Raw genomic sequence first — 24050 nt, 5'->3', positions numbered from 1 at the left:
TCCCAGCTAGACGACTGGGTTGATAGGCCGGAGATGTAAGCACGGTAACGTGTTGAGTTGACCGGTACTAATAGGCCGAGGGCTTAACCACCTTAAATTTGTTGCTTAGCGTCCACTGTGTGATTCACAGCAAACGAACAACCACCTTGACGGTTGATCGGCCTGATGTGGCCGGCGCCGGAGAGTTGCTGGTTCTTCGCTGTTGCTGAAAGGTGTTTCGGTGGTCATAGCGGAGGGGAAACGCCCGGTTACATTCCGAACCCGGTAGCTAAGCCCTCCAGCGCCGATGGTACTGCACTCGGGAGGGTGTGGGAGAGTAGGACGCCGCCGGACTCAACGTATGGAAAGGCCCACCCGGGTGACTGGGTGGGCCTTTTCTTTTTGCCCTGACACGAGCGCGAGCCACCCCCTGGCCGGCGGTAGCGGCGCAGCCGGGAGCCGGGTGGATGCGGTTGTGGGAGCAGTGGCACGTACCTCCGCAAAAGGTTGTCCTTCTTGACAGGGATGGCTCCGGTTCGGCATAGAAGGGGGTAACGCGGGGCCGACCGGTGCAGGATCAGTGCGAGGGAGGGACGATGCGGATCAGCGACATTCTGCGGGTCAAGGGTGATCAGGTGGTCACCGTTCGACCGGAGGTGAGTATCGAGCGGCTGCTTGCCGTTCTGGCGGAACACGGGATCGGCGCGGCCGTGGTGTCGCGGGACGGCTCGGTGGTGGACGGGATCGTCAGTGAGCGGGACGTCGTGCGGGCCCTGGCGGCGCGTGGGGCGGCGGTGCTGACGGAGCCGGTGAGTGCGATCGCGACTGCCCAGGTTCGGACGGTTGAGCCGGAAGCGCAGCTGGAGGACGTCGAGCGGTTGATGACCGAGCGGCGTTTCCGGCACGTGCCGGTGGTGGTGGACGGCGTTCTGCGCGGTGTCGTCAGCATCGGTGACGTCGTGAAGAACCGCATCGGGGAGCTCGAGGACGAGCGGAGCAACCTGGCCGGCTACATCACCGGCGAGCGGGTGTGACGAACGGCGCCACCGCCCGACGGGGGCGGTGGCGCCGATTCGATCAGCCGGGTTCGGACAGCTCGGTTTCGGTCAGCGGTGGAGTGACGCGGCTCAGCGGTGGAGTAACGCGGCCAGGCGGTTGCGGCTTCGGGCCGTGGCCTTGGCCGAGCGCCGCCTGGCCAGGAGCAGGGCTGCGGCGGCCGCTGCGGCCAGGACGAGGGTGGTCGCGGTCGCCGTCTTCTTGGGGTTGCGGCGTACGGTTTCGGTCACGCGACCGCGCCTGGTCTCGGATGTGCCGGTGATGTCGGCGGGGACCTCACTGATCGTGGTCTGGTTCGTGGTCATCGCTCACCTCTCGCGGAGAATTGCAGGGCCTGGCGGCCGTATGCCCGTTGTGTGGTGGGATCCAACCCTGCGTCATGGTTCATTCACGCTCCAGAGCGGTACGGGGTGTCCGGAGCGTCCCAGGACCGACGCTAATCGGACATCGCGGCGGGCGTTGTCGGCGACCCGACAGGCTCGTCGGAGCCCGGCTCCTCCGCCGGGCTGTCCGGCGCGGCGGAGACGGGTTTCGGCGCGTTGATCGTGGCCGCTGATGAGGCGTAGACCGCACCGGAGATCACCGGGACGGCGACGGTAGCGGTCCGGGCGTGATAGTCGGCGAGCGAGTCGGCCTGTGTGCTGTCGATCTCCACGTAGGAGTGCGAGGTCACCGCCGGCGGAGCCACGTCGTCGGCGTCGGAGACGAGCCGGTCGCGGGTGAGCACCGCAGGCCCGGCCGGCCGGGGGAGCGGGACCAGGGCGCCGGCGCTCTTCGGCACGTTGACCAGCACCGGCCGGACGTTGCCGTGCACGACGTCGGCGAGTTCGGCGAGGGCGCGCCGGACGGTGCCGCGGCGGGTGCGGGCGAAGTCGCCGACCAGCAGCACCTGGTCGCTGAGGGCGGCCAGCGCGATCGTGTCGGCGGCGCTGAGCACCGCGGGCGAGTCGAGGACGATCACGTCGGCGTGTTTCTGCACGGCCCGCAGCACCCGGGCCAGCTGCCCGCTGCCGATCAGGTCCGCGTGCTCGCCGTCGCGGGGGCCGGCCGGAAGGAGGCGCAGGTGCGGCACGGGGGTGTCCTCCAGCACGTCGGAGACGGTGGCGTCGCCGTCGAGCAGGGTGGTGAGCCCGTGCTCGCCGGATGTCCGGAAGACGTGGTGCATCTGCGGGTCGCACAGATCGGCGTCGACGAGGACGACGGCACGGCCCGCGCGGGCGAGCGTGATGGCGAGGTTCGCGGCGGTGGTGGTCCGACCCTGGCGGGGGCCCGGGCTGGTCACCAGGATCGTGGTCGTGCCGGTCGGGCGCAGCGACGGCTGGAGCCGGGACCGCAGGTAGCGGTATGCCTCGGCGGCGGGCGAGCCGGGGTCGGCGGGCGCGCCGGGCCGCCGGTGCCGGGGAACGGTGGCCAGCACGGGCGCCCCGGTCAGCGCGGCGTAGTCGTCACGGCTGCGGATCGTGCCGCGGGTGCGGGCACGCAGGAACGCGGTGCCGATGCCGAGCAGCAGTCCGGCGACGAGCGCGGCGGCCAGGTCGGGCGGGAGAGGGCGGGTGGCCGGCGTGGTGGGCAGGCCGGGTTCGCTGAGCACGGACACCCCGGGGCGATAGGCGGCGTACGACTCGACGAGCGCACGCACCCGCCCCCGTGCCGCGGCCCCGTCGGCGGCGGTGTAGACGAACCGCAGCACGTTCGAGCCCGGCGCCGTCTCGACGGTGAGGCCGCTCAGGAGCCGGGTCGTGTCCACGCCGACTCGGGCGGCGGCCGGCACCGAGACCACGTCGGAGAGGATGATCTGGCGTTCGGTGTCCAGGTCGGGGCCGTTGACGGCGAACCGTGGCTCGACCAGGACGGTGGCTCGTGACTGGTAGCCGACGGGCAGGGACCGGTGCAGACCCCAGGTGGCGGTGACGGCCGCCGCGGTCACCGCCAGTGTCCAGAGGCCGTACCTTCGCAGCAGTCGCGCGCCCCGCCCGTAGGTGGTCATCGCTGGTGGTCCTCCCCGTCGCCGGACTGTCCGGGCGGGAATTCTTCCATCGGGCGGTGACTCCCCGCGTCGATCATTCCGGCGGATCTGCCTCGGGTCAGCGGACCACCGTCAGGCCGGCGCGGCGTGGTGAGCGCAGCCGGTGCACGGTGTTGACGGCGAGCGGAGCCAGGAACAGCATGATCGCGTCGCGGGCGAACGGCACGGCGAGCCATGAGCCGGTGTCGATGACGGCCCCGATCATCGCCGCGGCGCCCGCGGTCAGCAGGGCGATCCCGGCCAGCGTGGCGACGGCGACGGCCGGCCGGCGGAACCGGTCGCCGTGACCCCGCCAGTATCCGGGCAGCAGCCGTTCGAGCAGCACCGCGAACAGCACGGACGGCAGCACCGCCCACACCGCGACGGTGATCGACATCAGCAGCCCGGCGCCCTGCACGGTGGCGCCGACCGCCGTGGCCGTGGCGAGCAGGATCACGTCGAGGCGGCGCAGCCCGTACCCCGCCTGGGCGGTCAGCCAGACGCCCCCGGCCACGAGCGGCGCGAGCGGGGAGGCCGGGATGATCGGGGCGATCAGGAACGCCGCCAGGTACACCGTCACGAACGCGGCGGAGCGCAGGGTGTAGCGGGGGTTGCTCACGGCGGCGACGTTCGGCAGGCCACCGGCGGGTCTGAGGGTTTCGGCAAGTGGGCGGCAAAGTGCCGTTCGGTGCGGGGCGGCCGGGCGTTCGGCGATTGCTTCCGCTTTCTTGCGGTTCGCGTCATCGGGGGTATCCGGGCGGCAGTCGTCGCATTCACGCGGCGCCTCGATCGTACGCATCATGACGCGCATCGATCGCCGTTACTTCGTGCTCGGCGGGGTCGCAGCCGCCGGATCGCTCGTCCTGTCGTCCGCCGCCTCGGCGGCTCCCCTGTATCCGTTCAAGCTCGGGGTCGCCTCCGGTGACCCGTACCCGACCAGCGTGGTGCTCTGGACGCGCCTGGCCGTCCGGCCGCTCGACGGCGACGGGCACGGTGGCATGCCGCGCCGGCCGATCGCGGTGCAGTGGCAGGTCGCCACCACCGCCCGGTTCAGCCGGATCGTCGCGTCGGGCACGGTGAACGCCCGCTACGCCGACGGGCACGCGGTCCATGTCATCGCCCGGGGACTGCAGCCGGGCGCGGTGTACTACTACCGGTTCCGGGCGTACGGGCAGATCTCGCCGGTCGGGCGGACCCGGACCGCTCCGGCGCCCGGCACGTTCGGCCCGGACCTGCGGATCGCCGTGGCGTCGTGCGCCAACTACGAGAACGGCTACTACACGGCGTACCGGCGGATCGCCGAGGAGAACCCGGGGCTGGTGCTGTTCCTCGGGGATTACATCTACGAGGAGAGCCGGTCACCGGGGCGGGTGCGCACGCACGCGGGTGGGGAGGCGGTGACGCTGGCCGACTACCGGCGGCGGTACGCGCAGTACCGTACCGATCCGGATCTGCGGGCCGCGCACGCCGCCGCGCCGTGGCTGGTGGTGCCGGACGACCACGAGGTGGAGAACAACTATGCGAAGCTGGTACGGGCCAACACCCGCCCGTCGTTGACGGCGGCGCAGTGGCGGGCCCGCCGGGCGGCCGCGTATCGGGCGTACTACGAGAACATGCCGCTGCGGTCGGCGACGTTCTACCGGCGGGTGGGCTGGGGCCGGCTGGCCACCTTTCACATGCTCGACACCCGGCAGTTCCGCGACGACCAGCCGTGCGGCGACTACTGGAAGGTGTGCGCGGCGGCGGACGCGCCGAACCGGACGATCACCGGCGCCGCGCAGGAGAAGTGGCTGCTCGACGGCCTTGCCCGGCACTACGGGACGTGGGACGTGCTCGGGCAGCAGGTGTTCTTCGCCCGGTACGCCGACGAGGCCGGAGCGGCCAACATGGACGCCTGGGACGGGTACGGCGCGGCCCGCGACCGGATCCAGCGTGGCTGGCTGCAACGTGGCGTCCGCAATCCGCTGGTGCTGACCGGGGACGTGCACGCCGCGTTCGCCAACGACCTGAAGCTCGACTACCGCGACCCCGGTTCGGCAACCGTCGGGACCGAGCTGATCTGCACGTCGATCAGTTCGAACGGGGACGGCACCGGTCGGCGCGACGTGCCGTGGCCCGGCGTCAACCCGCACCTCAAGCACTACTCGGAGCGGCGCGGATACACGATGGTCACGCTCGGTCGGGACCGGATGCGGGCGGACTTCCGGGTGCTGCCGCGGGTCAGCCGGCCGGGTGCGGCGGTCTCCACGAACGCGTCGTTCGTGGTCGAGGCCGGCCGGCCCGGTCTGCACCGGGTGTGACGGTCAGCGGGCGGCGCTGGTCAGGAACCGCAGGAGGGGGCGCAGTTCCGTCGGCACGCAGGGCTCGGCGACGGTGCCGCGCCAGTGCCGCCCGCCGTACTCGACGGCCAGCTGGTACCGGGTCAGGTCGGCGTCGGAGGTGGCGCCGATGCCCGCCCCGACCCGGTTCAGGTCGATCTGCTCGACCAGCCGGGCCAGCTGGGCGGCCTGATCGTGGGGGAGGGTGTCGGAGTCCATCACGACGCGGAGCGACCGGTCCCGGAATCCGCCCGATCGACGCAGCTCGGCTCGTACGCGAGGGGTCACCCTCCTACCGTGTCACCCGCCCGCCGCGGGCGCTGTCAGATCGAGGTCAGCACTCGGGACGGCCCAGCCGCCAGTAGCCCATGAACGCGACAGCGCGCCGGTCGACGCCGCATTCGGACACCAGGTGCCGGCGCAGCGTCTTGATCACCGCGGCCTCACCGGCGAGCCACGCGTAGAAGCCGTCCGGTGTGCCGGCGGACTCCTCCGGCACCTCCCAGAGGATGTCGTGGTCGACGTCGACGTCCTCCAGGTCCGTCGCCACCGGGCCCCGGCAGTCGCCGAGCAGTTGCTGGGCGACCTCGCGGACCGCCGGGATCAGCCGGATGCCGTGCTCGGCGCCGTCGCGCGGCAGCCAGGTCACGGTGAACCCGCCGGGCTTGACCAGGTCGAGCCGGTCCGCGGACTCCGGCACCTCGAGCAGCGCGTGGCCGACCGCGTCGTGCGGCAGGCGGGACAGGATCGACGCGATCGCCGGCACCGCCGTCTCGTCGCCGACCAGCAGGATCCGCCGGGTCGCGGCCGGCGGGTGGAAGTCGATGCCGCCGGAGAGGCCCGCGAAGTCGGCGTTCGGCCCCATGATGCACATCCGCGAGCCGGGGCCGGCCGCCACCGCCCACCGCGACGCCGGTCCGTTCACCCCGTGCAGCACCATGTCGACGTCGATCTCACGCTGCTCGGCGCGGACGTGGCGCACCGTGTACGTCCGGATCGGGTTGCGCTGCTCGTCGGGCAGGCAGCGCCACTGCGCATACCAGTCGGGGCCGGTCGGCAGGTGATCGTGGCCGGCGCCGGCGAGCGGCGGGATCAGCTTGATCCGCTGGTCCCACCCGTTGTCGGCGAACCGGTCCAGGTCGTCGCCGGTGAACGTCACCCGCAGGAAGTTCGGGCTCAGCCGGACGACGCGGGCGACCTCGACCGGGAAGAACCGGAACGGGGACGTCTCGGTCGGCACGACGGTCTGGGTCACTGTCGCCTCCTCGTTTAGGTAACCCTAACCTAACCGGTGATCGGGCCGGTGTCACCACCGCCCCCGCCGCACCCCGATCGCAACCTTGATCATCCTGCGGTCCGGGCCTGTGCCGCCGATCAGAACGGTCCCAAGCCCGAAGGAGTTGACATGCCGCAGTCCTCGTCCGCAACCACCACGGCGTTGACGTTCAGTGACGCCGACGCTCTGCCGTGGCCCGCTGACGACTGGGCCGCGGCCCTGCAGCCGCCCACCGTCCTCATCGCCGACGACGACGGTGACATCCGTGACCTGGTCGCCGTCAAGCTGCGCGCCGCCGGCTACCGCATTCTCGAAGCCGACAACGGGCGCACCGCCATGTCACTCGCCGTGAACGAGCGGCCGTCGCTCGTGCTCCTCGACGTCTCCATGCCCGGCCTCGACGGCCTCGGCTTCTGCTACGAGCTGCACTCCTCCCCGCAGACCGCGCACATCCCGGTGATCATCATCAGCGGACGCGGCACCCCCGCCGACGTCGCCCTCGGCGAGATGGTCGGCGCCGAGGACTACCTGGTCAAACCCTTCAGCCCGGCCGAACTCCTGCGCCGTGTCCAGCACCTGGTCCCCACGCACGTCTGATCAGAATCGGTCCCGGTTCGCCTGTCCGGCCCGCTTTGCGGTGCTCCGGGCAGGCGATTTCCTTTTTGTACGGCCACGCCGCCCGTGACTGTGCGGGCCCGCGGCCGCCTCCCCGGCGCGAGGCTCCGGCGCGACTTCCGGCCCGGCCTGTGGACAACCGCGGACTGTGGACAACTCGGCTGTGGTGGCTGCGTGCGGCGTAGTTTGGTGCGCGGGCAGCAGCCCGGCGGTCGTGCCGGGCCTCGCGCCGGGAGACGGCCGCGGGCCGGCACAGGCACGGGAGGAGTGGCCGTACAGGATGAGGGTTTTCCAGGGTGAGATGACCGCCTGCGTCAGACCCGGAAGCGCTGGACGACCTCGCGCAGTTCGCCGGCCACCTGGGTGAGCTCGTTGACGGAGGACTCGGCCTCGCCGAGGGCGGCGGTGGTGGCGTGCGCGGCGCTGGCGACGGCGTTGATGTTGCCGGCGATGACCGAGCTGCCACTGGCGGCCTCGCCGATGCTGCGGGACATCTCGTTGGTGGTGGCGGTCTGCTCCTCGACGGCGGAGGCGATCGTCACCTGATAGTCGTTGATCTCGGAGATGATGCGGGAGATCTCCTGGATGGCGACGACGGCGCTGGATGTGTCGGCCTGGATGGCCTCGACGCGCCGGGCGATGTCCTCGGTGGCCTTCGCGGTCTCCTGGGCCAGATCCTTGACCTCGGTCGCGACCACCGCGAAGCCTTTGCCCAGCTCGCCGGCGCGTGCCGCCTCGATGGTGGCGTTGAGTGCCAGGAGGTTGGTCTGCTCGGCGATCGCGGTGATCACCTTGACCACGTTGCCGATCTCCTCCGACGACGTGCCGAGTTTGGCGACCGTGTCGTTGGTGCTCTGGGCCACGCCGACCGCGCTGGAGGCGACCTGGGCGGCGCTGTTGGCGTTCTCGGAGATCTCCCGGATGGAGGCGCCCATCTCGTCGGAGCCGGCGGCCACCGACTGGACGCTCGCCGACACCTCGCCGGCGGTGCCCGCGACGAGTCCGGCCTGTTCGGAGGCTTCCCGGGCCTCGGCGTCCAGGCGGGTGGTGATCGAGGTGAGGCGCTGGGTCACGCCGGTGAGCACCTCGGCGCCGTGGTTGAGCTTGCGGACGCTGGTGAGCAGACCCTCCCGGGCGCGGTTGGTCGCCTCGGCCATCCGGCCCAGCTCGTCGCGGGAGCGGACCTCGGCCGGCACCGTCAGGTCGCCGTCGGCGACCGCGGCGAGCGCCCGCGAGACGGTCGCCAGCTGCCGCTTGATGAGCCGCATCACGCCGATGCCGATGAACCCGGCGATGACGAAACCGATGGCCAGGCCGCCGAGGGTCATCCAGAGCGCGCGGTGGTAGGCGTCGTTGCCCTCCCTGGTCATCGCGTCGGCGTCGGCCTCCTCGGCGACCTGCAGCTCGTTCATGGCCGTGGTCATGCCGGCGTCGCTGGTGTTGAACGCGCCGAGGATCTCGGCCGGGGCCGGCACCTGGAACCCGGCCGGCGGCGGCTGCCCGAAGATGATCACGGTGCTGAGGGCACGGTGATACTGCATGGCCTCCTCGAAGGCGTTCAGCTTGTCGAGCCGGTCGGTCGCGCCCGAGGCGGTGGCGATCTTGCGGTATTCGGCGACCCCGGTGTCGATCTTCTCCTCGGCGGCCGTCTTGTCGGACAGGCCGACCTTGGTGAGATCGGGGTTCTTGGTGCTGACGCCGGCGTCGTACTTGAGGGCGCTGCGGAAGAACTCGGTCAGCCCGTTCCGCATGTCGGCGATCTGCTCCATGCTGTCGACGTGCTGGTCCTTCATGTCCTGGAGGCTGTCGCGGAGGGTGGCGATCCGGGACAGGGCGACAGCGGTGACGGCGACGGCGACGAGCGCCACGCACACCGCGGCGATGGTGCTCTTGAGCAGCAGGCTGCGGTCGCCGAGAGCCCGTTCGAGCAGCGTGCGCCGGGTCGGCGTGATGATGGTCTCCGGCTGCATGGCCTCACTGTAGGAGCCATTCCGGGTGATTTTCGGCAGATTGCCCAGGTTGGTTATCGGTTGCCGTGTACGAGAGCGATGCTGCACCGCGCCCGGTGCAGCAGGTGCCGCCCGATCGACGGGCGCAAGGTCACCCGCAGCGCCCGCCGCGCGCGTGCCCCCGCGACCACCAGCTGCGCCCCGGCCGCGGCCTCGGCCAGCACCTCGCCGGGCGCGCCGACCAGCACCTCCGCGCTGACCGGGACCTGCGGGAACCGGCCACGCCAGCACTCCACCACGGCCTCCAGCCGGCGCCGCCGGGCCGCGACCGCGCTCAGGTTGGCGTCGCAGAGCAGATCGCCTCCGGGCGGGGGCCAGCCGTGCACCGCCCGGACCGGCACGCCGCGGACGGCAGCCTGCTCGAAGGCGAACCCGAGAACCGTGGCGGCGGCCGGTGACTCGTCCACACCGGCCACCACCGGAGCGGTGTCACGGGGTTCGCCGCGCACCACCACGACCGGGCAGCGGGCGTGCGCGCTCACCGAGGCGCTGGTCGAGCCGAGCAGGGTCCGCATCGGCGAGTGCCGCGGACCGCCGACCACCACGAGCGCGGCCTCGGCGCTGCGCTGGGCCAGGGCCACCGCCGCGGTGCCGTGCTCCACCCGGGTGCGCAACCGGACACAGGGGTGGGTCACGCCGGCCGTCTCCAGAGCCCGGCCCAGCATCTCGCCGACCGCGTCGTCGGCGTCGGCATCCGGGTAGACGGCGGCGGCCGGCATCATCGCGGCGGCGGGAACGTAACTGGGCCACTCGTACGCGTAGAGCAGCTCCACTGTGGCGCCGGTGCGTTGCGCCTCGTCGAGGGCCCACCGCGCGGCCTTGCGCGCGTCGGGCGACCCGTCATAACCCACGACGATCCTCTGAGTGGCCACAGCGCCTCCTCCTGCGTCTTCCCCTGATCGTCGTGGGTCGGACTCAGTTCTTCAATAGCGCCACCACGGCTGCGGCGACACCCCGTCGACGACGCCGGGTTCCGCCCGGTGACCGGGGTGCCGTCGACGGGTCCTGCGCGCAGCCATCGGCAGCCAACCAGGCTATGAGGCCGGCGAGTAGGAACGCTCGGCCTGCCGCACACGTTTCTGACTGTTTACCGAACCGGCACGATGACCCGGGCCGCCGAAACACCCGGCCTCTCCCGGCGCACCGCCATCGGTCGGCTGCGCGGCCCGCAGACCCGGTTCGGGCGACCGCTGTCCGTCCGCCGCGCCCGCGGGGTGACACCGGCCGCCGCCGAGGTCCGTGCGGCTCTCCGCGGGGCGGCCCGTAACCGGTGAACGTTACCGGGATCACCCATCCACGGTGCGGGATCGGAAACATGGAGTTGATCTGCGGCGGATAGTGTCCACGCGCCGGCCCGGGTTTACCACCTGTTTATCAGTGTTTTCCAGGCTTAGCGGAGTACGCCCCGAGTATCGCCAGTTTGAGGAGAGAAGCACCATGGCTGTGAAGGCCGAGTACCTCTGGGTCGACGGAACCCAGCCCACCGCGAAGCTGCGCTCCAAGACCAAGATTCTCGCCGCCGGTGAGAAGCCCGGCATCTGGGGCTTCGACGGGTCCAGCACCAACCAGGCGCCCGGTGACAAGTCCGACTGCGTGCTCCAGCCGGTGTTCGTCTGCCCCGACCCGATCCGCGGCGGCGACAACATCATCGTGCTGTGTGAGGTCGAGCTGATCGACGGCACCCCGCACCCCACCAACACCCGCGCCCCGCTCCGCGCGGTCGCCGAGAAGTACGCCGACCAGGAGGCGATCTTCGGCATCGAGCAGGAGTACACGTTCTTCAAGGACGGTCGTCCGCTCGGCTTCCCGGTCGGCGGCGGCTTCCCGGCCCCGCAGGGCGGCTACTACTGCGGCGTCGGCGCCGACGAGGTCTTCGGCCGTGAGATCGTCGAGGAGCACATGGACGCGGTGCTCGCCGCCGGCCTGCACCTCTCCGGCATCAACGCCGAGGTCATGCCCGGCCAGTGGGAGTTCCAGATCGGCCCGGTCGCCGCGCCGCAGGTGGCCGACGAGCTGTGGGTGGCCCGCTGGCTGCTCTACCGCATCGCCGAGAAGCACGGCGTCTCCGCCACCCTCGACCCCAAGCCGGTCAAGGGCGACTGGAACGGCGCGGGCGCGCACACCAACTTCTCCACCAAGGCCATGCGTGAGGGCTACGACGCGATCATCGCGGCCGCCGAGGCGCTGGGCAAGAAGCGCCAGGAGCACGTGGACGGCTACGGCGCCGGCATCGAGCAGCGCCTCACCGGCCTGCACGAGACCGCCCCGTGGACCGAGTACAGCTACGGCGTCTCCGACCGCGGCGCGTCGGTGCGTATCCCGTGGCAGGTCGAGAAGGATGGCAAGGGCTACATCGAGGACCGCCGGCCGAACGCCAACGTCGACCCGTACGTGGTGACCCGCCTGCTGATCGACACGATCTGCTCCGAGCTCGCCTGACCTTCCGGTCCTCAGAAGGCCACCGCGCGTTATCTTCGCGCGGTGGCCTTCGACGTTCTGCCCGGTGACCCCGCGTCGCCGGTGATCCTGCACGTGCCCCATTCCTCGCGGCACATCGTGGATTCCGGACTGTTCCCGGAAACGGTCGATGAGGAATTGGACCACCTGACCGACGCACACACCGATCTGATCGCCCTGGGCGCGGCCGACCTGGCCGAGGCCCGCCCGTGGATCTTCGTGAACCGGCTGTCGCGGCTCGTCGTCGACCCCGAACGGTTCGCCGAGGACGAGATGCTCGCCGTCGGCATGGGCCCGATCTACACCCACGGCCACGCGGGGCGGCGGTTGCGCGCCGACGACCCGTCCCGCGATGCGATTCTCCTGGAGACCATCTTCCAGCCGTACGCCGCCGCGATGACCCGCCTCGTCGAGGAGCGGCTCGCCGCCACCGGGCAGGCGCTGGTGCTCGACGTGCACTCCTACCCGACCGTGCGACTGCCCTACGAACTGCACGGTGACGGGCCACGACCGCCGGTCTGCCTCGGCACGGACAGCTATCACACTCCGGAGCCGTTGCTCGCCGCCGCCCGCTCCGCCTTCGGTGACACCGGCCTGAACAGCCCGTTCGCCGGCTGTTATGTCCCGCTCGACCACTACCACCGCAACCCCGGCGTCCGGGCACTGATGATCGAGATCCGTCGCGACCAGTACATGACCGAACCCGGCGGCCCACCCACCAGCGGCCTGAGCCGTCTCGCCCACGCGCTGGCCACTCTCGTCGACACCGTCCCCCTCCCGTGACGGGCTCACGGCCGGGGCGGCCGGTTCGCGGTTGGGTAGCCGGCTCCGCGGGGCGGGCGACCCGGTTCGCGGGGTGGGCGGCTGGCTCGCGGTCGGGTGGCTGGTTCGCGGGGGTGGGTGGCCGGTTCGCGGTTCGGTGGCCGGCTCCACGGGGTGGGTGAAAGGTTCGCGAGGGTGGGTGGCGGGCTTCGCGGGGCGGGCGACCCGGTTCGCGGGGTGGGTGGCTGGCTCGCGGTCGGGTGGCTGGTTCGCGGGGTGGGTGGCTGGCTCGCGGGCGGGTGGCTGGTTCGCGGGGGTGGGTGGCCGGTTCGCGGTTCGGTGGCCGGCTCCGCGGGGTGGGTGACCGGTTCGCGGGGTGGGTGACCGGCGATCGCACCGATTTCGTGGCAAGGATGACATGATGGCCGGGGCAGGCGGGCGGCCGCCGGGAAGGGCACGGCGATCGATGGCGAACTTCGAGGCGAGGACGACCGCCGTGGGCGGCCGGATCACCGTGTCCCTCGCCGGTGAGTGCGACCTGTCGGCCCGCGAGCACCTGACCGCCGTCCTGCTCGACGCCGTGCACCGTGCCCAGGCTGTCTTCGTCGACCTGGCCCAGCTCACCTTCCTCGACTCCAGCGGCCTGCACAGCCTGGTCACCGCCCACCACGCGGCCAAGCAGACCGGCGGGCACGTCTACGTGATCAACGCGGCCGGCCCGGTCGCCTCGGTCCTCGAGATCACCGGCCTCGACACCCTGCTGCGCGCCCCGGCCGAAGAGCGCCGCCATGTCTGACCTCTCCGCCGAGGCCGTCGACGGCATGTTCTACGAGGTCCCCGACGACCTGCGCCGCGTCCGCGCCTTCGTCACCGAGCGCGCCCTCGCTCTCGGCCTGCCGGAGACCCGCATCGAGGTGCTCACCCTCGCGGTCAGCGAGCTCACCACCAACACGCTCCAGCACACCAGCGGCGGAGGCCACATCCGGGTCTGGGCGGAGGCGGGCCGACTGGTCTGCGACGTCGTCGACCAGGGTCCGGCCCGCCCTTTCGGCCGAGCCATGCCGGCTGCCGAAGCGATCCGGGGCCGTGGGCTCGCCATCGTCGAACGGGTCTGCGACGCCGTCTACACCGCGGCGGTGCCCGGCGGCACACTCGTACGGATCTGCCTGAATCTCTGAAATTTCTGCACTCGCCCGGGCCGGCGCCGCATCTACACGGATGTCCCTCCCTCGCATCCCCATGCGAAAACCCCCCCATGTCCTCATCACGATCCCGCCGGGGACTGATCGCGGCAGGCGTCCTGGCGTTAGCCGTCCCCGCCCGGACCGCCGTTCCTGGCAGGCCGGCCTGCGCCTGGGGCGGCCCGGGTCTTTCATGAGCTGGCCACATTTCACGTGTCGCGCAGACGGAGAGCCAGGAAACCGGCGAGTAGCGCCGCGGCCGCCCAGCAGGCGAGCACCCCGAGGCCGGCCCATGGACCGATCGGTAGCCGATCCAGATCCGTGGTGGCCTGGACGGCCAGGCCGGCGCTCATCGGCGACACCCTCTCGACGAACTCGCGCAGCTCGGAACCCGACACCGCTCGCACCAGGATCGGCGGCAGGTAGAGCAGACCGAGCACGGTCCCGACAGCGGCCCCTGAGTCGCGCACGACCGCGGCGACACCGACACTCATCACCGCGATCAGCACCAGATATACGGTCGTGCCCAACGCCGCCCGCAACACGGGGCCGTCGTGAGTCGGCAATCGCGCCAGACAGACGCCGACCGCGACAGCCGCCGCGATGGCTACCGGAACGGCCAGCACCAGTGCCTTCGCAGCCAGCATCACCGCGCGGCCGGGCACGGCCGCCAGCGTGGTGCGGATCAGCCCACAACTGAACTCGGCACCCACGACGAGCACACCCAGCACCGCAACGGTGGCCTGCCCCAGATAGACGCCGCTGAGGGCGATCCGCGGAACATCACAGCCGTCGACGCAGACCGCCGAACCGAGCGCCACGGTGACGGCCACGGTCGCCAGGAGCAACCAGCCCGGTCCCGGCGTCGTGCGCAGTTTCGTCCACTCGGCCAGGACGGCACTAGCGTTCACCTGCGCCCCCTGACGCACCATGGTGGCGTTCATACCTTGTCCTTTCTCCGCCACACCGCGATGGCGTCGTCGTGCGTCTCCCAGGACCGGCTCCGCAGAGCGGCGCTGAAACGTGTGCCCTGCCGCTCCGACGAGGCACCCTCCCGAGACGCCCGGTTGCTTCGCCATGCCGGCCTTGTCTGCGGTGCAAAGCCCGGCTGGCCGTTCCAGTCCCGCATCTCGCGGAATGCGGTGGCCGTGCTTTGTTGCCGGCACACCTCGGTGGGATTCATGCGTCTCTTTGGCGCGTCGGTGGGGTTCATGCGTCTCTTTGGCGCGATGAGGTTCCTGCGTCCGTCCTGCCCGGTGCGGCGGCGCGATGGTGCGTCTCTGGCGCAGCACGGCGGGTTCACGCGTCTCTCCGGCGCAGAAGGACAGCGGCCACGGCCAGGACGACCACCGTCCAGGCGCCCAGGACTGTCAGACCGCCCCATGGCGACAGCGGGTAGTAGCCGTTGGTGGGCGTGTACACGCTGTCGACCTGCGGATACCGGATTAGGGTCTGTTGCACCGCCATCGCGGCGGCCGGCGTCACTCGGGTCAGCCACTGCGCCATAGGCCCCGGCACGAACGGGATCAGCGCCAGAAGGTAAGGCAGGACGGTGACCGTGACGACAGCGGTGACCGCGGTGGCGCTGCGCCGCAATATGACACCGGCGCCCAAGGCCAGCACGCCGACTCCGGCGAGCACGGCGGCGGTGCCGGCCGCGACCCTGAACAGCACCTCCGTCCCGGCCGGGAACAGATAGACGCTCAGCCCACGTGCCAGTGACGACCACACCGGTATCGCCACGGCGGTAGCGGCAAGCGTGGTGACGAAGGTGACGCCACCGAACACGGCCGCCTTGGCCGCGAGCACTCTGACCCGGTGCGGGCCGACCGCCAGCGTGCTGCGGATCAGGCCGTACCGGTATTCGGTCGTCCACATCAGCGTGGCCGCCACGACGATCACGACCATCGCCGGGAACGTTCCGGCCAGCAGCTCACCGATCGTCGCGCCGAACGGCATCTCGCTACGAACCGCCGGGCCCAGGTCTCCCGTTCCGGTCACCGTGAACTCGTGCCCGGCCAGCGTGAACCCACCCGACATGCCCGGCGGATAACCACCGAATCCGGCGGTCTCGGCGCCCACCTGCTCCCCGGTCCAGCCGTCGGCCACCGCTCGCGCCTTTCTGCCGGCGCCCGCGTCACGCCTGTCGCCCTCGGAGTCCGAACCGGCGCCACCGGCAGACGTGCCTGTCTCGCCGGCACTGCTGGTGATGGTGCCGCCCTTGGTGTCCGTGCCTCGGTCGCCGCTGCCGTCCGGGGCGGCACCGCCGTCAACTCGCGGAGCGGATTCGTCACCATCGTCCGAGGGCGATCCGCCGGCCTCGCGAGGGTCTCCATCGGGCTGGACGGTGGCCCAGCGGCCGGTTGACACCACGTTGGTGAAGGTCGCGGTCGCCACGTCGGTGGCCGTTCCCAGACCTTCGGCCCGTGGGGGAGCGGCCACGAACAATCCGGCTTCGACGGTGGTGGCCAGCTCCGGCAGCCGGACGGTGTCAACGATGCTCCAGTGGGTGCCGTCGGCAGACGCCTCGCCGGTGACCACGGCGCCGGACCGGGTCAGCCGAAGCCAGTGGGTCCCCCCTGCGGGACCGGGCCGATCATGAAGGTAGTCGTGCTGCATACGCACACCGTGGTCACGGGTGATCATGACCGCGGCATATCGCGCGCCCGGCTCAGGCGATGTCGTGATCAGGAGGCCGGCTTTCGCCCATGGTGTTCCTCGCAGCGTCGACAGGCCGGTGACCTCGACCGTGAGCTGCCCGTTGCCGGAGAGTGTGCGCCGCACGAAGTAGTAGGCGGAGGCGACCGGCTCCCCATCCGGCCCGGTGGGAACCTCCGCGGTCTCCTCAGGCGCACCGCCGCTCAGCCCCGTCACCGGGAACAGCAGGATCATCAGGACCGCGGCCACGCTGGACAGGACCCAGCCGCGCACTGACCGGAACTTCGTCCACTCCGCTCGCAGCAGGCTCATGACGCCGCCCGGTAGTCTACGGCGTCCCTGGTCAACTCGAGATACGCCTCCTCGAGAGAAGCCCGGTGCGGAGCGAGCTCGGAGAAAGGCAGGGCGGCGGCGGTCAGCACCGCGACTGCCTGATCAGCGGGCAGGCCTCGTACCACCAAGAGGTCCTCGCCCTCCTGGACCACCTGGCCACCCGCGGCGGCCAGCGCTGCGGTGACCGGCGCAGATCTCCCGGTCCGCACGCGCAGCCTGTCACCGGAAGCGGCCGCGATCAGCTCGGCGACGCCGCTGTCGGCGATCACCCGGCCCCGCCCGGCCACCACCAGGTGATCGGCCATCCCTTGCAGCTCGCTCATCAGATGGCTGGACACCAGCACGGACCGGCCCTCGGCGGCCAATGCCCGCAGGAAGCCGCGCAACCACACGACGCCCTCCGGATCCATGCCGTTGAACGGCTCGTCCAGCATGATCGCCGGTGGATCGCCGAGCAGTGCGGCCGCGATGCCGAGCCGTTGTCTCATGCCGAGCGAATAACCGCCGGCCGGTCGTCGCGCTGCCGGGCCCAGGCCGACCATCTCCATGACCTCGCCGACCCGCCGGCTGCCCAGCCCCTGCGACTGCGCCAGCCACAACAGATGGTTGCGCCCGCTGCGTGCCGGATGCAGGGCGGAAGCATCCAACAGCGCGCCGAGATGCATCAGCGGACGGGCCAGCGAACGGTACGGCCGGCGGCCGACCAGAGCCTGCCCCGCGTCGGCGGCATGCAGCCCCAGAACGATCCGCATGGTGGTGGACTTGCCCGCGCCGTTGGGGCCGACGAAGCCCGTGACGAGCCCGGGCCCCGCCGTGAACGTCATCCCGTCCAGGGCGGTGGCCGGACCGTATCGCTTCCGCAGGCCGGCGACCTCGATCGTGGTATCGGTCATGCCGGATGTTCTACGCCCGGGGCGGTGCCAGCAAGGTGCGTTCCGCTGGCACCGTCCTGTCACCTGTGTCCTGGCATTGTGGACGCCATGAGGGTGCTGGTCGTCGAGGATCATCAGAAGCTGAATGCGTTGATCGCCGCTGGTCTGCGCCGTGAGGCCATGGCCGTCGACTCGGCGTTCGACGGTGGCTCCGCGCTGGAGCGGACCGCTGTCACCCGCTACGACGTCGTGGTTCTCGACCGTGACCTGCCAGGTGTGCACGGCGACGACGTGTGCCGCCGGATCGTCGCTGACGGGTCCGGCGCCCGAGTGCTGATGCTCACCGCGGCCGGCGCCATCCGTGACCGGGTCGAGGGCCTCGGCATGGGCGCCGACGACTACCTGCCGAAACCGTTCGACTTCGCCGAGCTCGTCGCACGGGTGCGGGCGTTGGCCCGGCGCAGCGGCCCGGTGTCGCCGCCGGTGCTCGACAACGGAGACATCGTGCTCGATCGCGGCAACCGGGTGGCGTCGCGTGCCGGGCGCCGGCTCGACCTCAGCCCCAAGGAGTTCGCGGTCCTGGAGTGCCTTCTCGCCGCCGACGGCCGGGTGGTCTCCGCCGAGGAGCTGCTGGAGAGAGTGTGGGACGAGGCGACGGACCCGTTCACCACCACGGTGAAGACCACCATGGCCCGCCTGCGCCTCAAGCTCGGGCCGCCGGCGGCGATTCAGACCGTCCGCGAGGGCGGATACCGGATCGGTGAGTCGTGAGCCGCCCTCGGTTGCGCACCCGGCTCACGCTGTTGCACGCCGCGTTGACCTTCGTCTGCTGCGCGATCCTGGTCGTGCTCACGGCGCTGCTTCCGCTGCTGACCGCACGGAGCACCGTCGCTGCTCCCGGCCAGGCTGCCGAGCCGGTCAGTGAGACCAACCTTCCCGACCTGATGCGTGATTCCGTCTACATCCTTGTGTCCCTCGCCGGGATATCGCTCGCGGTGGGCTGGCTCATCGCCGGGCGGGCCTTGCGTCCACTCGACGTGATCACCACCTCGGCCCGGGCGCTGTCCGTCAACACGCTGGACAGCAGCCTGCGCGTGCCCGCTGCCTATCGCGAGTTCACCGAATTGGCCGACACCCTTGAGGGCCTGCGGAAACGGCTCCACGAGTCGTTCACCGCGCAGCGGCAGTTCATCGCGAACGCCTCCCACGAGCTGCGCACGCCGCTGACGGTGCAGCGGACCCTGCTACAGCTCACGCTCGCCGATCCGGAGGCCACTGCCGACACTCTGCGCTCCGCCTGCCAGGATTTGCTCGACCTCGGCCGGCAGCAGGAGGACCTGATAGACGCCCTGCTGACGCTGGCGTGTGGTCATCAGGGCATCGAGCACTGGGAGCAGATCGACCTTGCCGACCTGACCCGAAAGGTCGTCAACGACCACGCCGCGGAAGCGGAGTCGCGCGGCATCCGGCTCCATGCCCAGCTCATGCCGGTCACCGTCGCCGGGGATCCGCGCCTGGCCGCGAGCCTGATCTCCAACCTGGTCGTGAATGCGGTACGCCACAACGTTGCTGGTGGGACCGTCGAAATCACCACTGCGGCGCCGGGTCGTCTGTCGGTCGGCAACACCGGCGAAACGATTCCGCTCGCCAAGATCGGCCGCCTGTTTCAGCCGTTCCAGCGTCTCGGTCCCGACCGCCTGAGCCCTCACCAGAGCAGCCCGTTCGTGGGAGAGCCGAGTAGCGGAAACGGTCAGTGGGTCGGTGTCGGCCGGCAGGGCGTGGACCCGGGAGACCGCAGTGAGAGTGATGGTGAGCGGTGTGGCATTGCGCGAGTCGTCGGGGATCCGGGAGGCCGCGCGACGATAGACGGGGATGGTGGTGCGATCGGCTCCGGTTCCGAGAGCGGCGGGTCGAGCAGCGGCGTGCCGGATGGTGGCCATGGTCTTGGGCTGGCCATTGTCGCGGCGATCGCCGACGCTCACCAGGCCTCGGTTGCCGCGGTCCCCAAAGCCGGCGGAGGGCTGGTTGTCACCGTCGACTTCCCGGTCGCGCCGTACGAGTCACACCCGGCTGCGGAGCAGAGTGGCCCGTCGGAGGCGGCCGATGTGGACACGTCCGAGCAGGCCCGTTCATGAACGTCGCGGTGACAGGGCGATCGATGGTGCGGGTGGAGACGGCCGGTCAGTTACGCCGGTTCTCAACCGCGGATGTGGACGGCGAGGGTGCAGGTGTCGTCGTCGGGACTGGGGGCGTGCAGCAGATGAAGGATGCGGGGAAGCGGATTGTCACCGGGGATGGCGGAGACCGTCGCCAGGTGGCCGTGGATCTGTGCGGAGCGGGTGTCGGTGCCGTCGTCCCGGCGTTCGATCAGGCCGTCGGTGTAGAAAAGGAGCAGGTCGTCCGGCTTGAGATCGGTGGTCGCCGTCGGGAAGTCGGTCTCCGGTTCGGCGCCGAGCAGCAGGCCCGGCGGGCGGCTGAGTTCGGTGACCAGGCCGTCGCGAGCCAGCAGCGGCGGCAGGTGGCCGGCCCGGGCCCACGGGAGCTCCCGGGTTCGCGGGTCATAGATCGCCACCAGCGCGGTGCCGGTGATGCCGAGCTGGGCACACAGGCGGTTCATGTGGCGCAGCAGCTCGCCCGGTTCGCGGATGCCGATCGACAACCAGGCCACCAGTGCGAACCGCAGATGCGCCATGCCGCTGGCCGCCTCCAGACCGTGACCGGCGACGTCACCGATCGCGAGCGCGACCAGACCGTCCGGCAGAGTCTGCGCGTGGTACCAGTCGCCGCCGACCTGTGCGGCGCTCTCCGCCGGCAGATAGCTGACCATCGCCTCCAGCCCGGCGAGCACGAAGGGGGTCCGCGGCACCGGCTGGATCATGTTCTGCAGCTGCGCGGCGAGGCGATGCTCGGCGAGAGCGGTCATCTCCCGGGTGCGCAGGCGGTCGCTCAACGACTCGATCTCGGTACGGGAGTCGACCCGCGCCGTCACGTCCTGCACCACCGCGTAGATCTTCACCGGCGTGCCGGACGCGTCACGGGCCACGTCGGACAGGATCCGCAGATGCTTCACCCGCTCGCCGGTGCGGAAACGGACCGTCACGTCGGAGGTGGCGCCGCTGTCCAGAGTCTGCCAGGCCGCCTCCGCGATGCCCCGGTCCTCCGGCAGCATTGCCCGTGCCTGATCGGTTCGCGGCAGCGGGCCGTCCGCCGGATCGCGGTCGAAGATCGGGTACATGCCGGGGGACCAGTCGGTGCGGCCGGTCGTCAAGTCGTACTCGGACCAGCCGAGCATGCCCAGCGCCTCGGTGTGCTCCAGCCGGCGCTGATACTCGTCGACCCGCTGCCACCAGATCAGCAGCCCGCCGAGCACCCGGTAGACGCTGATCTCGAAGCGGGACTCGGCGATGACCCCCGAGCGGCTCTCCTCGAAACGGAACTCGTCCATCCGGCCGGGCTTGCCGGTGGTCATGACCTCCACGTACAGGCTCCACAGCGGGCTGCCGACGAGCTGCGGATACAGCTCGCCGAGAAGGCTGTCGATTCGTTGCGTCCCCCGGCCGAACACATCACGGATCTGGTCGCTCGTCGCACCGATCCGGAAATCCACGATCGTGTCGTCCGGCCCGCGGACGGGAACCACCCAGGTGCAGCCCACCGGTATCGCGGCGAGCAGCTCCCGCACTACGGCCTCATCCGCCATCCGCGCAGCCTATCGGTGGAAAGCTTCCAACGGGCAGCGCACCGTCCATGCCCGTCACCCGGACGGCGGGGACGACCACGATGATGGGCGGCATGGCTGACCTCGTCCCGGCACTGGTGGTTCTGGCACCCGTCGTCGCATTGCTCGGCGTATTCATCGTTGTGCTCGCGCAGGGGAAAGCGGCTGCCGCTCGTGACAGGGCCCGCAGCGTCGAGCGGCTGGCGCGGGTGGAGCGGAAACTCGACGCACTGCTGCGGCACCACGGGATCGATGCCGCGGAGCCGGAGCTTCCCCAGATCCTCGAGCACCTGCGGCAGGGGCGGAAGATCCACGCCATCAAGGCGTATCGCGATCAGACCGGAGCCACTCTCGCCGACGCGAAGGCGACCGTCGAACGGCTCGCCGCCGAGCACGGCCTCTGATTCCTCCACCGCGGGGACCGGGCCGTAGATCCAGAAAGGGCGACGAGAGGTACGCAAGGAGTGCTCTGCTCGGGCGTCGGCTGGGGGTGTGCCCGGATGGGGTGAGCGGGAGGCGGGCAGCAAGCCCGGCGGCCGCGCTGGGGCCGTGAGGGCGGTGGCGGCTTGCGGGGTAGCCCGGGTGCTCCTACTGGCCGTACCGGATGAGGGTTTGCAGGAACGCCGCATTGGAGGTGCTGGAGCGCAGCTGTTTGAGGAAGCCGGGCATTGCCTCGCGAGGGTTTGTGCTGGTCAGGGCCCGTCGTAGGTGGGTGAGCGGAAGGAGTTTGCTGGTGTGTAGCAATGTCTCGTCGTGGCGGGTGCCGGAGGCGGCGACGTCGATCGCGGGGAAGACGCGCGATTCGGCGAGCGTCCGGTCCAGTTTCAGGTCGGCGTTGCCGGTGCTCTTCAGTTCTTCGAAGATCAGGGTGTCCATCGCGGACCCGGTTTCGACCAGAGCCGAGGCGATGATCGTGACCGAGCCGCCACCGTCGAGGGCTCGGGCCGCTCCCAGCAGGCGCTTCGGTGGATGGAGGGCGCCCGTGTCCAAACCTCCGGATAGGGTGCGTCCGCGTGCCGGCGCGGCCAGGTTGTAGGCGCGGGCCAGGCGGGTCAGGGAGTCGAGCAGCACGACCACGTCGTCGCCCTGTTCGGCCAGGCGTTTCGCGCGTTCGACGGCAAGCTCGGCCACGGCGATGTGCTCGTGTGGCGGCCGGTCGAACGGTGAGGCGACGACCTCGCCCTTGACCGTGCGGCGCATGTCGGTCACCTCCTCGGGGCGTTCGTCCACCAGCAGCACCATCAGGTGGCACTCGGGGTGGTTGCGGGTGATCGCTCCGGCGATGTCGTGGAGGATCGTCGTCTTTCCGGCCTTGGGAGGCGCGGCGATGATGGCGCGCTGACCCTTGCCGATCGGCATGACCAGGTCGATCACCCGCGTGGTCAGGCGGTGCGGGTCGGTTTCCAGGCGCAGGCGGTCGTGCGGGTGCACCGACGTGGCCTGGTAGAAGTCGGGGCGTGGAGTCGGTGGGCGGTCGTTGACCGAGGTCAGGTGGAGTTTGCGGTCGGCGCTGTAGAGGCCGGTGACGCGGTCGCCGCGGCGTAGGCGCAGACGGCGGACCTCGCCTCGGGCCAGAGGCAGGTCGGCGGGGGAGGGCGCGTAGCCGTGCGGGCGCAGGCAGGCGCGGTCGTCGGTGATGTCCAGGAGGGCGTCGACGGGTACGGGTTCGGACATGGGAGGGACTCGATTCGGTAGAGGGCGCCGTAGGGCGCCAGGTGGAGAGTGCCGCTTGAGCGGCTGATAGGCGGTGCCGTAGGGACTCTGGTGCGGGGTGCGGGGTGCGGCGTGTGTTTGACGGAGGGCGTTGTCGGAGCGTCAGCGCGGGCCTTCCTGAGGCCTCGGGACCGTGAAGGTCTTCCGGTAGGAGCGTTCGTCACTGAGGGCAGCGGTAGGAGCGGCGTTGGTAAGGGCACCTGGAGAGGTACTGGCAAGGGCGCCTGGAGGGGCTCGCCGAGGCCATCCGGGAAGATCACCCGTGAGGGAGTCCGGAAGGGGGCCGTGAGAGGAGTCCGGAAGGGGGCCGTGAGAGGAGTCCGGGAGGGGGCCGGGAGAGGAGTCCGGGAGGAGCGTCCAAGACAGCGCCGCCCGGAAGAATTGCCTGGGGGCCCGTCCTGAAGGTGTCGGCAGAGTGGCCCACCGGGACTGGCTGACGGAACCATCCCGGGGAGAAGGTTGGGGATGCGCCGCGGCTGAGTCGGTGAAACGGTCCCTTGAAGGGGGACGGGTGTCGAACCAAAGGTGACGCCGGCGCTGCTGGCTGATGATTTGTCAGCTGGGAGCCAGGAACAAGCCGGGAGCACCGTCGGGGCGGTGTTGATGATGATCACCGGGGGCGGTGGGAATCGCCAGCATCCGGGATCGGAGTTGGACCCACCTTAGCACCGGTCGGCGAATACGGCGATGATGGCTTCGGACGGACACGCGGGGAAGGAGACCGGGATGCCACTGTTGCGGCGGGTCATCGGGGCGGTTCTGCGGCGGATCAGGCTTGGTCAAGGGCGCACTCTGCGGGAGGTGGCCGCGGCTGCCGGCGTGTCGCTGCCCTACCTTTCGGAAGTGGAGCGCGGGACCAAGGAGGCGTCGTCGGAAGTGCTGGCGGCGATCTGCCGGGCGCTCGGTCTGCCGATGCCGGATCTGCTCGATGAGGTTCGTAAGGAGATGTTGCGGCACCCGGTTCCGGCGTCGCGGATGGTCACCAGCCTGGCCGTGACCCGGGGGCAGGGGCCACGGTGTTCGGCGTCGCGGTGGATGGTGTGCGCGAGTGCGTCCGGGGTGACCGTGGGGGCCGTGTCCCTCGCCCGGTGACGATCA

General features: G+C 70.8%; 24 protein-coding genes and 2 rRNA genes. 14 read left to right on the top strand and 12 right to left on the bottom strand.

Annotated features, from left to right (window positions below; translation table 11 throughout):
- From BM290_RS21165 to BM290_RS21155, 3 genes are all read left to right on the top strand, one after another.
- Window positions 1-91 (top strand): 23S ribosomal RNA (locus BM290_RS21165); the annotation flags it as partial.
- A gap of 125 nt (window positions 92-216) precedes the next feature.
- Window positions 217-333 (top strand): 5S ribosomal RNA (gene rrf / locus BM290_RS21160).
- A gap of 242 nt (window positions 334-575) precedes the next feature.
- The gene (locus BM290_RS21155; RefSeq protein WP_093616631.1) at window positions 576-1013 is read left to right on the top strand and encodes a CBS domain-containing protein; all 438 of its coding nucleotides are present in this window, start codon (window positions 576-578) and stop codon (window positions 1011-1013) included.
- A gap of 93 nt (window positions 1014-1106) precedes the next feature.
- On the opposite strand, the gene BM290_RS21150 is transcribed toward BM290_RS21155, so the two are convergent.
- The 3 genes from BM290_RS21150 to BM290_RS21140 all read right to left on the bottom strand — a co-directional run bounded on the left by BM290_RS21150 (window position 1107) and on the right by BM290_RS21140 (window position 3659).
- Window positions 1107-1340 (bottom strand): hypothetical protein, encoded by a 234-nt coding sequence (locus tag BM290_RS21150; protein ID WP_093616629.1) that lies wholly within the window; start codon window positions 1338-1340, stop codon window positions 1107-1109.
- Window positions 1341-1471: 131 nt separating this feature from the next.
- Window positions 1472-3022, bottom strand: coding sequence for a polysaccharide biosynthesis tyrosine autokinase (locus BM290_RS21145; protein WP_093616627.1), 1551 nt, complete (start codon window positions 3020-3022; stop codon window positions 1472-1474).
- Between the two features lie 97 nt (window positions 3023-3119).
- Entirely contained in the window at window positions 3120-3659 is a 540-nt protein-coding gene (locus tag BM290_RS21140; protein ID WP_093616625.1) for a hypothetical protein, read from the bottom strand.
- A gap of 181 nt (window positions 3660-3840) precedes the next feature.
- On the opposite strand from BM290_RS21140, the gene BM290_RS21135 reads away from it, so the two are divergent.
- Window positions 3841-5340 carry an alkaline phosphatase D family protein gene (locus tag BM290_RS21135; RefSeq protein ID WP_093616623.1) on the top strand — a complete coding sequence of 500 codons (1500 nt, stop codon included), beginning with the start codon at window positions 3841-3843 and terminating at the stop codon, window positions 5338-5340.
- 3 nt (window positions 5341-5343) lie between these two features.
- Here BM290_RS21135 and BM290_RS21130 read toward each other — a convergent pair whose 3' ends face one another.
- Together BM290_RS21130 and BM290_RS21125 are read right to left on the bottom strand one after the other, a co-directional pair.
- Window positions 5344-5646, bottom strand: a complete 303-nt coding sequence (locus BM290_RS21130; RefSeq protein WP_143133856.1) for a protealysin inhibitor emfourin — start codon at window positions 5644-5646, stop codon at window positions 5344-5346.
- A 46-nt stretch (window positions 5647-5692) separates the two neighbouring features.
- The gene (locus BM290_RS21125; protein WP_093616619.1) at window positions 5693-6613 is read right to left on the bottom strand and encodes a siderophore-interacting protein; all 921 of its coding nucleotides are present in this window, start codon (window positions 6611-6613) and stop codon (window positions 5693-5695) included.
- Between the two features lie 150 nt (window positions 6614-6763).
- Between BM290_RS21125 and BM290_RS21120 the strand changes: the two genes are divergently transcribed.
- Window positions 6764-7231, top strand: a complete 468-nt coding sequence (locus tag BM290_RS21120; RefSeq protein WP_093616617.1) for a response regulator — start codon at window positions 6764-6766, stop codon at window positions 7229-7231.
- A gap of 332 nt (window positions 7232-7563) precedes the next feature.
- Here the strand turns inward: BM290_RS21120 and BM290_RS50710 are convergent, their stop codons facing one another.
- The gene (locus BM290_RS50710) at window positions 7564-9219 is read right to left on the bottom strand and encodes a methyl-accepting chemotaxis protein (RefSeq protein ID WP_093616615.1); all 1656 of its coding nucleotides are present in this window, start codon (window positions 9217-9219) and stop codon (window positions 7564-7566) included.
- Between the two features lie 53 nt (window positions 9220-9272).
- Window positions 9273-10130 (bottom strand): universal stress protein, encoded by an 858-nt coding sequence (locus tag BM290_RS21110; protein WP_093616613.1) that lies wholly within the window; start codon window positions 10128-10130, stop codon window positions 9273-9275.
- Window positions 10131-10322: 192 nt separating this feature from the next.
- Between BM290_RS21110 and BM290_RS51095 the strand changes: the two genes are divergently transcribed.
- The 5 genes from BM290_RS51095 (at window position 10323) to BM290_RS21085 (ending at window position 13655) form a co-directional block, all read left to right on the top strand.
- Window positions 10323-10532: a helix-turn-helix domain-containing protein gene (locus BM290_RS51095; RefSeq protein WP_373871064.1), complete on the top strand. Its 210-nt coding sequence runs from the start codon at window positions 10323-10325 to the stop codon at window positions 10530-10532.
- A 163-nt stretch (window positions 10533-10695) separates the two neighbouring features.
- On the top strand, window positions 10696-11697 hold the full coding sequence (glnII, locus tag BM290_RS21100; RefSeq protein WP_093616609.1) for a glutamine synthetase: 1002 nt from the start codon (window positions 10696-10698) through the stop codon (window positions 11695-11697).
- 42 nt (window positions 11698-11739) lie between these two features.
- Complete coding sequence (locus BM290_RS21095; protein WP_093616607.1) at window positions 11740-12498, top strand: N-formylglutamate amidohydrolase; 759 nt, start codon at window positions 11740-11742, stop codon at window positions 12496-12498.
- A gap of 445 nt (window positions 12499-12943) precedes the next feature.
- The gene (locus BM290_RS21090) at window positions 12944-13273 is read left to right on the top strand and encodes an STAS domain-containing protein (RefSeq protein WP_093616605.1); all 330 of its coding nucleotides are present in this window, start codon (window positions 12944-12946) and stop codon (window positions 13271-13273) included.
- Complete coding sequence (locus BM290_RS21085; RefSeq protein ID WP_093616603.1) at window positions 13266-13655, top strand: ATP-binding protein; 390 nt, start codon at window positions 13266-13268, stop codon at window positions 13653-13655. The genes BM290_RS21090 and BM290_RS21085 overlap by 8 nt, the downstream gene beginning before the upstream one ends.
- 212 nt (window positions 13656-13867) lie before the next feature.
- On the opposite strand, the gene BM290_RS21080 is transcribed toward BM290_RS21085, so the two are convergent.
- The 3 genes from BM290_RS21080 to BM290_RS21070 all read right to left on the bottom strand — a co-directional run bounded on the left by BM290_RS21080 (window position 13868) and on the right by BM290_RS21070 (window position 17542).
- Window positions 13868-14602 (bottom strand): ABC transporter permease, encoded by a 735-nt coding sequence (locus BM290_RS21080; protein ID WP_239143628.1) that lies wholly within the window; start codon window positions 14600-14602, stop codon window positions 13868-13870.
- Window positions 14603-14957: 355 nt separating this feature from the next.
- Window positions 14958-16628: a DUF1349 domain-containing protein gene (locus BM290_RS21075; protein WP_093616601.1), complete on the bottom strand. Its 1671-nt coding sequence runs from the start codon at window positions 16626-16628 to the stop codon at window positions 14958-14960.
- The gene (locus BM290_RS21070; RefSeq protein WP_093616599.1) at window positions 16625-17542 is read right to left on the bottom strand and encodes an ABC transporter ATP-binding protein; all 918 of its coding nucleotides are present in this window, start codon (window positions 17540-17542) and stop codon (window positions 16625-16627) included. Before BM290_RS21070 ends, BM290_RS21075 begins: the two co-directional genes overlap by 4 nt.
- An 87-nt stretch (window positions 17543-17629) precedes the next feature.
- Between BM290_RS21070 and BM290_RS21065 the strand changes: the two genes are divergently transcribed.
- Both BM290_RS21065 and BM290_RS21060 read left to right on the top strand, forming a co-directional pair.
- On the top strand, window positions 17630-18292 hold the full coding sequence (locus tag BM290_RS21065) for a response regulator transcription factor (RefSeq protein ID WP_093616718.1): 663 nt from the start codon (window positions 17630-17632) through the stop codon (window positions 18290-18292).
- An 11-nt stretch (window positions 18293-18303) separates the two neighbouring features.
- Window positions 18304-19656, top strand: a complete 1353-nt coding sequence (locus BM290_RS21060) for a sensor histidine kinase (protein WP_093616597.1) — start codon at window positions 18304-18306, stop codon at window positions 19654-19656.
- Window positions 19657-19718: 62 nt separating this feature from the next.
- Here BM290_RS21060 and BM290_RS50705 read toward each other — a convergent pair whose 3' ends face one another.
- A complete protein-coding gene (locus BM290_RS50705) occupies window positions 19719-21221 on the bottom strand; it encodes a PP2C family protein-serine/threonine phosphatase (RefSeq protein ID WP_093616595.1) in 1503 nt (500 codons plus the stop codon).
- Between the two features lie 92 nt (window positions 21222-21313).
- Between BM290_RS50705 and BM290_RS21050 the strand changes: the two genes are divergently transcribed.
- Window positions 21314-21643, top strand: a complete 330-nt coding sequence (locus BM290_RS21050; protein ID WP_203779437.1) for a hypothetical protein — start codon at window positions 21314-21316, stop codon at window positions 21641-21643.
- A 184-nt stretch (window positions 21644-21827) separates the two neighbouring features.
- Here the strand turns inward: BM290_RS21050 and rho are convergent, their stop codons facing one another.
- On the bottom strand, window positions 21828-22913 hold the full coding sequence (rho, locus tag BM290_RS21045) for a transcription termination factor Rho (protein WP_093616593.1): 1086 nt from the start codon (window positions 22911-22913) through the stop codon (window positions 21828-21830).
- A gap of 765 nt (window positions 22914-23678) precedes the next feature.
- On the opposite strand from rho, the gene BM290_RS51090 reads away from it, so the two are divergent.
- Window positions 23679-24044: a helix-turn-helix domain-containing protein gene (locus tag BM290_RS51090; RefSeq protein WP_177319816.1), complete on the top strand. Its 366-nt coding sequence runs from the start codon at window positions 23679-23681 to the stop codon at window positions 24042-24044.
- Window positions 24045-24050: the final 6 nt, after the last annotated feature.

It is taken from the genome of Actinoplanes philippinensis (genome assembly GCF_900113015.1).
Taxonomy (GTDB): Bacteria; Actinomycetota; Actinomycetes; order Mycobacteriales; family Micromonosporaceae; genus Actinoplanes; species Actinoplanes philippinensis.
This window is presented reverse-complemented; position numbering and strand designations above follow the sequence as displayed.